At 74.5% G+C, this 11,562-nt stretch carries 14 protein-coding genes; 5 read left to right on the forward strand and 9 right to left on the reverse strand.

Annotated elements, in window-relative coordinates:
• The gene (gene sodN, locus ABZV78_RS04295; protein WP_355635326.1) at positions 1 to 405 is read right to left on the reverse strand and encodes a superoxide dismutase, Ni; all 405 of its coding nucleotides are present in this window, start codon (positions 403 to 405) and stop codon (positions 1 to 3) included.
• Between the two features lie 85 nt (positions 406 to 490).
• On the opposite strand from sodN, the gene ABZV78_RS04300 reads away from it, so the two are divergent.
• The 3 genes from ABZV78_RS04300 (at position 491) to ABZV78_RS04310 (ending at position 3,201) form a co-directional block, all read left to right on the forward strand.
• A complete protein-coding gene (locus tag ABZV78_RS04300) occupies positions 491 to 847 on the forward strand; it encodes a S24/S26 family peptidase (RefSeq protein WP_355635327.1) in 357 nt (118 codons plus the stop codon).
• Between the two features lie 140 nt (positions 848 to 987).
• Entirely contained in the window at positions 988 to 2,163 is a 1,176-nt protein-coding gene (locus tag ABZV78_RS04305; RefSeq protein ID WP_355635328.1) for an NADP-dependent malic enzyme, read from the forward strand.
• A 75-nt stretch (positions 2,164 to 2,238) separates the two neighbouring features.
• Positions 2,239 to 3,201: a zinc-binding dehydrogenase gene (locus tag ABZV78_RS04310; protein ID WP_355635329.1), complete on the forward strand. Its 963-nt coding sequence runs from the start codon at positions 2,239 to 2,241 to the stop codon at positions 3,199 to 3,201.
• 26 nt (positions 3,202 to 3,227) lie between these two features.
• Here the strand turns inward: ABZV78_RS04310 and ABZV78_RS04315 are convergent, their stop codons facing one another.
• The 3 genes from ABZV78_RS04315 to ABZV78_RS04325 all read right to left on the reverse strand — a co-directional run bounded on the left by ABZV78_RS04315 (position 3,228) and on the right by ABZV78_RS04325 (position 5,795).
• Complete coding sequence (locus ABZV78_RS04315; protein ID WP_355635330.1) at positions 3,228 to 4,190, reverse strand: chlorophyllase; 963 nt, start codon at positions 4,188 to 4,190, stop codon at positions 3,228 to 3,230.
• Positions 4,191 to 4,256: 66 nt separating this feature from the next.
• Positions 4,257 to 4,784 carry an aminoglycoside adenylyltransferase gene (locus ABZV78_RS04320; RefSeq protein ID WP_355635331.1) on the reverse strand — a complete coding sequence of 176 codons (528 nt, stop codon included), beginning with the start codon at positions 4,782 to 4,784 and terminating at the stop codon, positions 4,257 to 4,259.
• A gap of 57 nt (positions 4,785 to 4,841) precedes the next feature.
• Positions 4,842 to 5,795, reverse strand: a complete 954-nt coding sequence (locus ABZV78_RS04325; protein WP_355635332.1) for an alpha/beta hydrolase — start codon at positions 5,793 to 5,795, stop codon at positions 4,842 to 4,844.
• A gap of 137 nt (positions 5,796 to 5,932) precedes the next feature.
• On the opposite strand from ABZV78_RS04325, the gene ABZV78_RS04330 reads away from it, so the two are divergent.
• Entirely contained in the window at positions 5,933 to 6,109 is a 177-nt protein-coding gene (locus ABZV78_RS04330) for a hypothetical protein (protein ID WP_355635333.1), read from the forward strand.
• A gap of 113 nt (positions 6,110 to 6,222) precedes the next feature.
• Here the strand turns inward: ABZV78_RS04330 and ABZV78_RS04335 are convergent, their stop codons facing one another.
• The 4 genes from ABZV78_RS04335 to ABZV78_RS04350 are packed head-to-tail and all read right to left on the reverse strand — an operon-like array spanning position 6,223 to position 10,656.
• The gene (locus ABZV78_RS04335) at positions 6,223 to 7,335 is read right to left on the reverse strand and encodes an acetate kinase (RefSeq protein WP_355635334.1); all 1,113 of its coding nucleotides are present in this window, start codon (positions 7,333 to 7,335) and stop codon (positions 6,223 to 6,225) included.
• Positions 7,332 to 9,398: a phosphate acetyltransferase gene (gene pta, locus ABZV78_RS04340; protein ID WP_355635335.1), complete on the reverse strand. Its 2,067-nt coding sequence runs from the start codon at positions 9,396 to 9,398 to the stop codon at positions 7,332 to 7,334. The genes ABZV78_RS04335 and pta overlap by 4 nt, the downstream gene beginning before the upstream one ends.
• Positions 9,399 to 9,402: 4 nt before the next feature.
• Entirely contained in the window at positions 9,403 to 10,098 is a 696-nt protein-coding gene (locus tag ABZV78_RS04345; RefSeq protein WP_355635336.1) for a DUF998 domain-containing protein, read from the reverse strand.
• A gap of 54 nt (positions 10,099 to 10,152) precedes the next feature.
• Positions 10,153 to 10,656 carry a GNAT family N-acetyltransferase gene (locus ABZV78_RS04350; RefSeq protein ID WP_355635337.1) on the reverse strand — a complete coding sequence of 168 codons (504 nt, stop codon included), beginning with the start codon at positions 10,654 to 10,656 and terminating at the stop codon, positions 10,153 to 10,155.
• Positions 10,657 to 10,705: 49 nt separating this feature from the next.
• Here ABZV78_RS04350 and ABZV78_RS04355 point away from each other — a divergent pair, with 49 nt between their 5' ends.
• Positions 10,706 to 11,278 carry a TetR family transcriptional regulator gene (locus tag ABZV78_RS04355; RefSeq protein ID WP_355635338.1) on the forward strand — a complete coding sequence of 191 codons (573 nt, stop codon included), beginning with the start codon at positions 10,706 to 10,708 and terminating at the stop codon, positions 11,276 to 11,278.
• 18 nt (positions 11,279 to 11,296) lie between these two features.
• Here the strand turns inward: ABZV78_RS04355 and ABZV78_RS04360 are convergent, their stop codons facing one another.
• Positions 11,297 to 11,476, reverse strand: a complete 180-nt coding sequence (locus ABZV78_RS04360) for a DUF6104 family protein (RefSeq protein ID WP_089009804.1) — start codon at positions 11,474 to 11,476, stop codon at positions 11,297 to 11,299.
• Positions 11,477 to 11,562 lie beyond the last annotated feature (86 nt).

Genomic DNA, 11,562 nt, shown 5'->3' on the forward strand with positions numbered 1-11,562 from the left:
TCACGCCTGCTTGGTCTCCCAGAAGATCTTCGAGATCTCGTCGATCTTCTGCAGGAGCTGGTCGGCGATGGCCGGGTCCGTCGCGCCCTTGGCGCCCGCGGAGCCCGCGAGCTTGGTGGTCTCGTTGAAGAGCTGGTGCAGGTGCGGGTACTTCTCGAAGTGCTGCGGCTTGAAGTAGTCGGTCCAGAGCACCCAGAGGTGGTGCTTGACCAGCTCGGCGCGCTGCTCCTTGATGATGATCGCCCGGGTGCGGTACTCGGGGTCGGTGTTCGACTGGTACTTCTCGCAGATCATTTTGACCGACTCGGCCTCGATCCGGGCCTGCGCCGGGTCGTAGACGCCGCACGGCAGGTCGCAGTGGGCGCTAGCGGTCACCCGGGGCGTGAGGATGCGGGGAAGGCGCATCAGGGTCCTCCATGGGATGTTTGCGATGATCCAAGACGACACTACTCCTGGAGATGCTCCCCGGCGGGCGGGAGGTGAAACCCCGATGCGTGCCGCGAACGATCCCGCCGCGCCCGGGCTGCGCGGTCCGCTGTCGCCCGTCCTGGTCACCGGGCCGTCCATGGTCCCGACCCTGCGACACGGCGACGCCGTGCTGGTCCGGACCGGGGGCCGCCCGGTCCGCCCCGGCGACGTGGTGGTGGCGGTCTTCCGCAGCCGCCCCGACCTGCTCGTGGTCAAGCGCGCGGTCCGACCGCAGGACGGCGGCTGGTGGCTGCACGGCGACAACGACCTGGTCGCCGACGACTCCCGGGCGTACGGAGTGGCCGACGTGCGGGGCCGGGTGGTGGCCCGGTACTGGCCGCGTCCCGGGCGGGTCACCGGGCGGCCGCAGCCGATATGACCCCGATCACATCGTGGTGCGGCTTGCCTGACTATGCTCGGAAAGTGCCCGGGTGACCCCCCGCACCGCCGCCCCGCTGGCCGCTGACCACGCGCGCCGAGCCGGCCGGTCCGTCTGCTCGACAGATCCTGGAGTCACCGATGCCTACGTCCACCCCGGACCCCGCTGATCCCGTCTTCCGGCTGCACCTCGGCGGCAAGATGGCCGTCGCCTCGACCGTGCCGCTCACCAGCCGGGAGGACCTCTCCCTCGCGTACACCCCGGGTGTGGCCCGGGTCTGCGAGGCGATCGCCGCCGACCCCGACCTCGCCGACGACTACACCTGGGTGTCGCACACCGTCGCCGTGGTCACCGACGGCTCCGCCGTGCTCGGCCTGGGCAACATCGGCCCGCGCGCGGCGCTGCCGGTGATGGAGGGCAAGGCGGTGCTGTTCAAGCAGTTCGCGGGCGTGGACGCGGTACCGGTCTGCCTGGACACCCAGGACGTCGACGAGATCGTGGCGACGGTGCGGGCGCTCGCCCCCTCGTTCGGCGGGATCAACCTGGAGGACATCAGCGCCCCGCGCTGCTTCGAGGTGGAGCGGCGGCTCGACGAGGCGCTGTCCATCCCGGTCTTCCACGACGACCAGCACGGCACCGCGATCGTGGTGCTGGCCGCCCTGCGCAACGCCGCCACCCTGCTCAACCGCAAGCTCGGCGACCTGCGGGTGGCGGTCAGCGGGGCCGGCGCGGCCGGCGTGGCGGTGACGAAGATGCTGGTCGCCGGGGGCGTCAACCCGGACCAGGTGGTGGTCTGCGACTCCAAGGGCATCATCGGCCGGCACCGCGAGCTGACCGGGACCAAGGCCGAGCTGGCCGAGACCACCAATGCCGACGGCCGGCAGGGCGACATCACCGAGGCGCTGCGCGGCGCGGACGTCCTGGTCGGCGTCTCCGGCGGGCAGATCCCCGAGGCGGCGGTGGCCGGCATGGCCCCGGGCGGCATCGTCTTCGCGCTGGCCAACCCCACCCCGGAGGTGCACCCCGAGGTGGCCGCCCGGCACGTGGCCGTGGTCGCCACCGGGCGCAGCGACTACCCCAACCAGATCAACAACGTGCTCGCCTTCCCCGGCGTGTTCCGCGGCGCGCTGGACGCCCGGGCCACCCGGATCACCGACGGGATGAAGGTGGCCGCGGCCGACGCCATCGCCAACGTGGTGGCCGAGTCGCTGACGCCGGAGGCGATCGTGCCCTCCCCGCTGGACCCGCGGGTCGCCCCCGCCGTCGCCGAGGCGGTCGCCGAGGCCGCCCGCCGGGACGGGGTCGCCCGCCGCTGAACGTCAGGGAAGGGGGCCCTCCGCACGGCTTTTGTGGGGAAGGTCCCCTTCTTAACGAGACCTCAGCTTGTTACGGTGCCGATCATGCGTGCCGCCTTCGCCTCGGCCTTCGACGCCGACAACCCGCTCGCCGCGCTCACCGTCGGCGACCGCCCCGAGCCGACCCACCCCGAGGACGACTGGGTCACCGTGCAGGTCCGGGCCAGTTCGCTCAACCACCACGACCTCTGGTCGTTGCGCGGGGTGGGTCTCGGCGCCGACCAACTCCCGATGATCCTCGGCTGCGACGCGGTCGGCACCGACCCGGACGGCAACAAGGTGGTCATCTACCCCGTGGTGCCCACCCGGGGCGATCCGCGCGGGGTCTCCATCCTCTCCGAGCACTTCCCCGGCACCTTCGCCGAGCGGGTGGCCGTACCCCGGATGAACCTGCTGCCCCTGCCCGACGGCCTCTCCGTGATCGACGCGGCCTGCCTGCCCACGGCCTGGCTCACCGCGTGGCGGATGCTCACCACCAAGGGCCGGGTCGGCGACGGCGAGTCGGTGCTGGTCCAGGGGGCCGGCGGGGGCGTGGCCACCGCGGCCGTCGCGCTCGGCGTCGCGCTCGGCAAGCGGGTCTACGCGACGAGCCGAGACGCCGCCAAGCGGGAGCGGATCACCGAGCTGGGCGCGACCGCGGTCGAGCCCGGCGCCCGGCTGCCCGAGCGGGTCGACGTGGTGATCGAGACGGTCGGCGCAGCCACCTTCGACCACTCGCTGAAGTCCGCCGCCCCGATGGCCCGGATCGTGGTCTCCGGCGCCACCGCCGGCCACGAGCCCAAGGTCAATCTGCGCCGGGTCTTCGCCATGCAGCTGGAGATCCTCGGCACCTCGATGGGCACCCCCGACGAGCTGACCCAGCTCCTGGCGTTCTGCGCCGAGCACGAGGTGCGCCCAGTGGTGGACCGCGTGGTGCCGTTCAGCCGGATCGAGGAGGCGTTCGCCCGCCTGCACTCGGGCGACGTCTTCGGCAAGGTGGTCGTCGACCACACCGCCTGACCGGCGTCGCCGCCCTGGGCGACCGGTCAGAGGTGGTCGTCCAGGGTGGCCAGGCCGCCGCGGGCGGCGTCGGCGGGGAGCCGCTTCTTCGCCGCCGCGTCGCCGTAGAGCGTCCAGCGGAGGAACTCGACGGTGGTGTCGGCGACCACCCGCAGCGCCGGGGTGTCGCCGAGCAGGGCCCGGCCGTGGTCGCCGTCGGGCAGGCTGAGCATCGCCTTCGGCCAGGGCACCGCGTCGTAGACCGCCTTGCCGGCGGCGTAGCCCACCACCTCGTCGGCCTCGCCGTGCACGAAGAGCTGTGGCGCGGCCGCCCCGGCGAACGCGGTGCCGACGCCGAGCGCCGTGCCGGCGAAGACGATGCCGGCGTCCAGGCGCTCGTCCCGGCCCGCGGTGAACAGCCCGATCGTGGTCACCCCGCCGGCGCTGTGCCCGGTCGCGGCCACCCGCTCCGGGTCCAGCCGGCCGCGCAGCGGGTCGCCCGCCCGGCCGTCGAGGGCGAGCACCTGGGTCAGCACGTACGACACGTCGGCCGGCTGGTTGAGCACGTCGAGCGGGTTGCCGTCGCCGCCGGCGCCGGTGTGCGGGAACTTCGGCGCGGCCACCACGAACCCGGCGGCCGCCCAGCGGGTCAGCAGCACCTGGTAGTCCTCCGGCCGGGCGCCCAGCCCGTGGCTGAACAGCACCACCGGGAACCGCCCGGCCGCCACCGGCGCGGACCGCTCCGGCGCGCCACCGGCCGCACCCTTCGCCGGATACCAGAGGGTCACCGGCAGCGGGCGGTCGCCGTCGCGGTTCAGCTTCAACTGGCGTACGCCGACCGCGAAGCTCTCGGTGGGGGCGTGCCCGGCGGGTACCCGCGGCGCGGGAGTGGTGGCCTTCGGTGGGGCGTCGGGTGCGGGTCGCCCGGCCGGGGCGGTCCCGCCCGAGCAGCCGGCCAGAGCCGCGCTGAGCAGGGCGGCGGTGATCAGAGCGGCAGGGCGACGGCGCATGAACACGATTGTGCCTCGCACGCCGGGGTGACCGGCCGGCATCGCACGGAGCGTGACGCGTTCGCCTCAACCGGTCGGCGGCCGGCCCCCGCGCAGCCGCACCAGGTCGGCGGCGTCCTTGGCGCGGCGGGGTCGCCCGGGCATCCAGACCGGGTACATCTCCTTGAACTCGATCTGGGCGGCGACGCTGATCACCGGCGCGGTGTGCGGGCCGATCCGGCCCGGCGGGGCGTCCAGCATCCCCTCCGGCAGCGGGGTGCCGGTCCATGGCCCGGCCCCGACCACCACCCGGCCCGCCGGGTCCCGGTCCAGGTACGCGAAGCTCAGCTCGACGTCGCCCCGCACCAGGTCGAGCTGCAGTTCGACCGGAATCCGGGGATCGGGGCGCCAGCCCTGCCCGTCGAGCCGGGCCGCCAGCGGGCCGGCGTCACGCCGCCAGCAGTACCAGTCGACATCCACGTGCGGCCGGCTCACCGCGCCGAGGTGGAAGTCCATGGCCCAGCCGCCACGCAGCCACACCGCGATCCCGGCCGCGCCGGCGAGTTCGACCACCTCGCGGATCGCATCGAGTTGCCGCCCGGCCAGCCCGTCCACCCGGGCGACGCTACCGCCCCGGCCCCCGACCCCGCCGCCCCGTCGCGGGGCCGGCGCTCACCGGGAGAGAGCGCGGGTGGTGAGGATGGTGACGCCGGGAAGGAAGGCGTCGGCGGGCAGGCGGTCCCGGGCGCGACGGTCGTCGTAGAGGGTCCACCGGAGGAAGTCGGTGGTGGTGGCGAGGACCTGGGCGAAGCCGGGGCGGCCCGGGGTCAGGTACTCGCCGTGGCCCTGGCCGGGGAGGCTCAGGAAAGCAGCCGGTCCCAGGCTGCGGGCGTACGCGGCCCGGCCGACCGACTCCGGCACGATCGGGTCCGCGCCGCCGTGCACGAACAGCAGGGGTGCGACCGGGCCGGCGAAGCTGCCGGCCAGCCCACCGCCGGCGATGACGATGCCGGCGCGCAGCCGGGGCGAGTGCCCCGAGGTGAACATGCCGGCCGTGGTGAAGCCGCCCGCCGAGTGCCCGGCGGCGGCGAACCGGTCCACCGCGAGGTGCCCGGCGAGCGGGTTGCCGGGCCGGGCGTCGAGGCGGACCAGGTGACGGATCAGCCGCCAGCCGTCGGCAGGCTGGTTCCGCACGTCGGCACGGGTGAAGTCGCGTGCCCGCAGGTTGGTCCGCGGGTAGGCCGGCGCGGCCACCACGAACCCGGCCGCCGCCCAGCGGGTGGTCAACGGGGCGTGCAGCGCGGGGAGACTGTGCAGGCCGTGGCTGTACACGACCACCGGGAACCGCCCGCCGGCGACCGGCGCGTCGGGCCGCGGCACCGGTCCGGCCGACACCGCACCGCTCGTCGCGGCGGGCGGGGTGGTGGGCTCCGCCGGGTACCAGACGGTGACGGGCAGCGGCCGGGAGCCGTCGGGGTCGACGACGAACTGGCGCACGCCCACGGCGTACGGGCGCGGCGGCGCCGGGCGGAAGGACGGGACGTGGTCGTCGGTGGCGGCGACGGCCGGGCCGCAACCGGCCACCAGCGCCACCAGCAGCGCGGCGACCAGCCGCTGCACCCTCACCCCCTCACGGTAGGCGGCCGGGCGGCCGGTCCGGCCCAGACGACCGGGCCGACGCGCCTCCACCGGCCGGACCGGGCTGCGCCGCCACCGGCCCGGCGGGACGCTGCGGCTCGACCGGCTTCGCTAGGGTCACGCGCATGGCTGAGAACTACACCGACCCGAGTGGCAACACCGCGCAGTTCCGCGCCTTCGTCGACTCGCCCGACGGCGCGGCGACGGCGGCGGAGACCCCGTCCCGCCTGCCGCTGATCGTCGGCGCCGGCGTCGCCGCCGTCGTCGTGGTCGCCCTGATCGCCTGGCTCGCCCTGAGCTGACCCCAACCCACCCACCCCACCACTGACCCCCGGGTTGATCATGAGGTTAGCGGCGAGATCCGCCCGGTTTGTCGCCGCCAACCTCATGATCACCGAGTTCGGGGGGGCGGGGGTCAGGGGGTTAGGACTTCGCGGGTCTGGCGGGCTATTTCGCGTTCCTCGTCGGTGGTGACCACGCAGACCGTGACCTCGGTGCCGTCGGGGGAGATGATCCGGTCGCCGGTGCCGGCGTTGCGCGCCGGGTCCACGGCGATGCCGAGCCGGTCCAGGCCGGCCAGTGCGGCTGCCCGGACCGGGGCGGCGTGCTCGCCGACCCCGGCGGTGAAGGTGACCGCGTCGACCCGCCCGAGCAGGGCGTAGTACGCGCCCACGTACCCGGTGAGCCGGCGGCGGTAGACGTCGAAGGCGAGCGCGGCGGCGGGGTCGCCGGCGTCGCGGCGGGCCAGCACCTCCCGCATGTCGTTGACCCCGGTCAGCCCGAGCAGGCCGCTGCGGTGGTTGAGCAGGTCGTCGATGTCGTCGACGCCCATCCCGGCCTCGCGGCGCAGGTGGAAGATGATCGTCGGGTCGAGGTCGCCGCTGCGGGTGCCCATGACCAGGCCTTCCAGCGGCGACATGCCCATCGAGGTGGCCACGCTCCGCCCGCCCTGCACCGCGCAGGCGCTCGCCCCGTTCCCCAGGTGCAGGGTGATGGTGTTCAGCTCGCCGTACGGCCGGTCGAGCAGTTCCGCCGTGCGCCGCGAGACGTACGCGTGCGAGGTGCCGTGGAAGCCGTACCGGCGCACGCCGTACCGCTCGGCGGTCTCCCGGTCGACGGCGTACGTGGCGGCGGCCTCGGGCAGCGTGTGGTGGAACGCGGTGTCGAAGACGGCGACCTGCGGGGTGTCCGGCAGCGCCTCCCGGGCCACCCGGATGCCGGCCAGGTTCGCCGGGTTGTGCAGCGGGGCGAGCGGGACGAGGTCCTCGATGGCGGCGAGGACCTTGTCGTCGATCCGCACCGGGGCGCTGAACTTCCGCCCACCGTGCACCACCCGGTGGCCCACTCCGGCCAGCCCCGCCAGGTCGAGTCCCTCGATGATCTGCCGCACCGTGCTCTCGTGGTCGGCCGGCCCGCCGCCGGGCTCGCCGACCCGCTCGACGGTGCCCTTGTCGCGGACCTCGTCGCCGTCGTACAGCCGGTACTTGACCGACGAGGACCCGCAGTTGAGGACCAGGATCCGGCTCATTCCGACTCCCCGGTGGCGGCCTGGATGGCGGTGATCGCCACCGTGTTGACGATGTCCGGCACGGTGGCGCCCCGGGACAGGTCGTTGACCGGCCGACGCAGGCCCTGCATGACCGGGCCGACCGCTACCGCGCCGGCCGAGCGCTGCACCGCCTTGTACGTGTTGTTGCCGGTGTTCAGGTCCGGGAAGATGAACACCGTGGCCCGCCCCGCCACCGGGCTGTCCGGCAGCTTGGTGGCCGCGACCTGCGGGTCGATCGCCGCGTCGTACTGGATCGGGCCCTCGACCAGCAGCTCCGGCCGGCGCTCCCGGACCAGCTTGGTGGCCGCCGCGACCTTCTCCACGTCGGCGCCGAAGCCGGAGTCGCCGGTCGAGTAGGAGAGCATGGCCACCCGTGGCTCGATGCCGAACCGGGCGGCCGTGTCGGCCGAGGAGGTGGCGATGTCGGCGAGCTGGGCGGCGTCCGGGTCGGGGTTGACCGCGCAGTCGCCGTAGACGAGCACCCGGTCGGCGAGCAGCATGAAGAACACGCTGGAGGCGACGGAGACGCCCGGCACGGTGCGGATGATCTCGAAGGCCGGCCGGATGGTGGCCGCCGTCGTGTGGGTGGCCCCGGAGACCATGCCGTCGGCGCGGCCGGTCTGCACCATCATGCTGCCGAAGTAGTTGGGCTGGGCCACGATGTCGTGCGCCAGCTCGACGGTGACGCCCCGGTGGGCGCGCAGCTTCGCGTACTCGGCGGCGAACTCGTCCCGCCACTCGCTGGTGACCGGGTCGACCACCTGCGCGTCGCTGACGTCGATGCCCAGCTCGCGGGTGCGCCGGGCCACCTCGTCGGGGCGCCCGAGCAGGGTCAGGTCGGCGACGCCCCGGCGCAGCAGCACCTCCGCGGCGCGCAGGATCCGCTCCTCGGTGCCCTCCGGCAGCACCAGCCGCCGGCGCTGCGCCCGGGCACGGTCGATCAGGTCGTTCTCGAACATGAGCGGGGTGACCCGCTCCGACCGGCTGACCCGCAGCCGGCGGGCCAGGTCGACGGTGTCCACGCAGCGCTCGAAGGCGCCCAGTGCGGCCTCCACCTTGCGCGGATTGGCCACGCTGGGCCGGCCCTCGATCCGGCTGGACGCCGCGACGGTGTCGTAGCTGTCGCTGCTCACGGAGAGCACGGCCAGCCCCGTGTTCAGCGCTTCGAACAGCCGCATCGCCCGCGGGTCGGGCTGTTCGCCGAGGGTGAGCACGAGGCCGGCCAGGGAGACCTGCCCGGCCACGTGCGCCGCGCCGGCCGCCACGAGCAGGTCGTCCCGGTCGCCGGGAGTGATCACCAGCGCCCCGTCGGTGAAGTGGTCCAGCAGGGTGGGCACGTGCGCCGCGCCGACCACGTAGTCGAGCACGTCCCGCTCCAGCGCGGCCTGGTCGCCGGCGAGCAGGGTGGCGCCGAGCGCCGCCGCCACCTCCGCCACCGTCGGCGCCGACACGGTCGGCACCTCCGGAATGGCGTACGCGGGGACGGGCAGCTCGGGCAGCGTCATTGGCTGGGGCACCCGGTTGGCGATGACCGCCACGACGGTCGCGCCCAGGTCCTCCAGGTCGTGGTACGCCCCGCGCAGCGCCGCCGTGATCGTCTCGGGCGGCTGCCCGAACCCGTCCACCACGGGCACCACCACGCTGCTGAACTCGGTCGCCAGCCGGGCGTTGAAGGCCAGTTCGCGGGGGCCGGCGCCGTCCCCGTCAGCGAAGTCGCTGCCCACCACGACCACCGCCGGGCAGTGCCGCTCGACCGCCCGGTAGCGGGCCACGATGCGGGCGATCAGCTCCTCCCGGCGGCCGTCCGCGACCAGGGCGGCGGCCTCGGCGTACGTCGCGCCGTGCAACTCGTCGAGCGGCAGCCGCACCCGGTAGCGCTCGGTGAGCAGGGCGAGGATCGGGTCGGGCCCCTGACCGGCGACCAGCGGCCGGAACGCGCCGATCCGCTCGACCTGCCGGGACAGCAGTTCGGCCAGCCCGAGCGCGATCGTCGACTTGCCCCCGCCCGACCCCACGCTGGTCAGGTACACGCTGCGCGCCACGACCTCACGCTACAAGATCGCGGGACGCCTCGCCCGGGTCCTTGGACCCGTCACCGGCGGCCCGGAAGAGCGCGTCGCTCTTCGCCACCCAGGCCGCCCCGAAGGCGAAGACGGCGAGCGTCTCGCTCCACAGCACCGGCTTGAGCGTGTGCCGTACGTCGGCGGGGAGCTGCGTGCTCGCCAGGGCGACGGCGATGGCCACCAGGATGACGCCGCCGCAGGCGCGGTAGAACCGCACGGCGGACGGGGACGGCGGCACCCCGACCCGGTCCGGGCGCGTGAACAGGGCGAGGCAGAAGACCGCGAGCAGCGCGAAGAGCGCCGCGGCGGCCACCTGGTGCACCACGCCGACCCACCGGTCGCTCTGGCTGGTGGTGCCGGCCGCCGCGCCCACCGTGGTGGGGAAGAGAGCCACCGCGATCGCCAGCACCCCGGCGACGGTGCCCAGCGCGTCGTCCGGCCAGCGGTACCGGTACGCGATCAAGAACACCCCGACGGCGCAGAGCGCGCCGACGAAGACGTCCCGCAGCTCGGTGTGGTAGTAGCCGCTGAGTGAGTCGAGCAGGGTGAGCCGGCGGGTCGCGACCAGGTGCCCGACGACCAGCACCACCGGCAGCGCGATGCCGACGGATCCGATGCCGAGGCGCAGGTGGCGGACCGTCACGGCGTCCTGCGGCGGCTTGCGGGGTTCGGGGTTCATCTGCGCCTCCCTCTCCAGTGGACGCGACGGGCGCCGTCCGCGTCAACGGTCGGCTCACCCGGCGGCCGGCGCCAGCTCCCGTTCGTACACCTGGCCCGTCAGGTCGGTGCCGAAGCTGTGGTGTGGTTCCTCCTGGACCAGGCGGAAACCGCGGGAGAGGTAGATTCCGCGGGCGGCGACCAGCGGGTGGTTGGTCCAGAGCCGGATGCGGGCGTATCCCGCCCGCCGGGCGAAGGCCAGGCACTCGTCGACCAGCCGGCCGCCGAGCCGCCGTCCCCGGGCCGCGGGGTCGACCAGCAGGATCCGCAGCTGGGCCGTCCGCTCGTCGGCCGCGACGCAGAAGACACAGCCGACCCGCTCCCCGTCCAGTTCGGCGATCCAGGCGGCCTCCCGGGCCGGGTCGTGGCCGGCGGCGTAGTCGGCGACGATCCGCGCCACGAGCGCCTCGAAGCTGCTGTCCCAACCGAACTCGGCGGCGTAGGTCTCGCCGTGGGCCAGCACCACCCAGCCGAGGTCGCCGGGACGGCCCAGCGGACGAATGAGGATCTCCGCGCTCATCGACACCCCTCCACTACTGAAACAGTCGTTTCAGTGGCAGAGTAGCGCTGTGAGCCAGCACGAGCGACCCGGGAGCGCCCGCCGCGACGAACTCCTGGAGCGGGCGTACCGGTACGCCCTGGCGCACGGGCTGGCCGAGCTGTCGCTGCGCCCGCTCGCCGCCGCCATCGGGTCCAGCCCCCGGGTCCTGCTCTTCCTCTTCGGCTCCAAGGACCAGCTGGTCCGTGCCCTGCTCGGCCGGGCCAGGGCCGACGAGCTGGCGGCGCTCCGGCGGGCCCGGGAGGCGGGCGGCGCCGACGACTTCGCGGCGGCGGTGCGGACGACCTGGGGCTGGCTCGTGGACCCGGCGCACCGGCCGATGCTGGTCCTCTGGGTGCAGGCGTACGCCCGCTCGCTAGGCGAGCCGGACGGGCCGTGGACGGGGTTCGCCCGGCAGACGGTGGAGGACTGGCTCGGGCTGCTGGCCGAGGTCGGCGGCGACGACACCGGCGACGGGGATCCGGCCCTCGGCCTGGCCGTGCTGCGCGGCGCCCTGCTCGACCTGCTGGCCACCGGCGACGCCGAGCGGACGACGGCGGTCGTCGAGCGGTACCTGCGCCTGGTCGGGGCGGCGGCCCGCTGAACCCGGGCCGACGCCGGCCTACTCGTCGTCCTCGTCGTCCAGCCGGGCCAGCCAGGTGGCGAACCGCTCGATCGGGGTCTCGAACTCCGGGTTCAGGTCGACGAAGTCGCGCAGGCGCTCGCCCAGCCACTCCAGGCTGACCTGCTCGTCACCCCGGCGCTCGACCAGTTCCTCGATGCCACGGTCGGTGAAGTACATGTGCGTCCTCTCGGCGGGAAGGTGGCCGCCACGCCAGGAGGGGCAGCGGCCGTCGTACGGTCGCTGCCCCTCCTGCTGGCGGTGCG

Source organism: Micromonospora sp. NPDC004540 (assembly GCF_040610095.1).
Classification (GTDB): Bacteria; Actinomycetota; Actinomycetes; order Mycobacteriales; family Micromonosporaceae; genus Micromonospora.

Excerpts from the sequence above, each read along its gene's own strand:
- ABZV78_RS04350 (WP_355635337.1), bottom strand. The coding sequence starts at position 10,656 with ATGAGCGCGGAGATCCTCATTCGTCCGCTGGGCCGTCCCGGCGACCTC.
- sodN (WP_355635326.1), bottom strand. The coding sequence starts at position 405 with ATGCGCCTTCCCCGCATCCTCACGCCCCGGGTGACCGCTAGCGCCCAC.
- ABZV78_RS04315 (WP_355635330.1), bottom strand. The coding sequence starts at position 4,190 with ATGCGCCGTCGCCCTGCCGCTCTGATCACCGCCGCCCTGCTCAGCGCG.
- ABZV78_RS04330 (WP_355635333.1), top strand. The coding sequence starts at position 5,933 with ATGGCTGAGAACTACACCGACCCGAGTGGCAACACCGCGCAGTTCCGC.
- ABZV78_RS04305 (WP_355635328.1), top strand. The coding sequence starts at position 988 with ATGCCTACGTCCACCCCGGACCCCGCTGATCCCGTCTTCCGGCTGCAC.
- ABZV78_RS04360 (WP_089009804.1), bottom strand. The coding sequence starts at position 11,476 with ATGTACTTCACCGACCGTGGCATCGAGGAACTGGTCGAGCGCCGGGGT.
- ABZV78_RS04335 (WP_355635334.1), bottom strand. The coding sequence starts at position 7,335 with ATGAGCCGGATCCTGGTCCTCAACTGCGGGTCCTCGTCGGTCAAGTAC.
- ABZV78_RS04300 (WP_355635327.1), top strand. The coding sequence starts at position 491 with ATGCGTGCCGCGAACGATCCCGCCGCGCCCGGGCTGCGCGGTCCGCTG.
- ABZV78_RS04345 (WP_355635336.1), bottom strand. The coding sequence starts at position 10,098 with ATGAACCCCGAACCCCGCAAGCCGCCGCAGGACGCCGTGACGGTCCGC.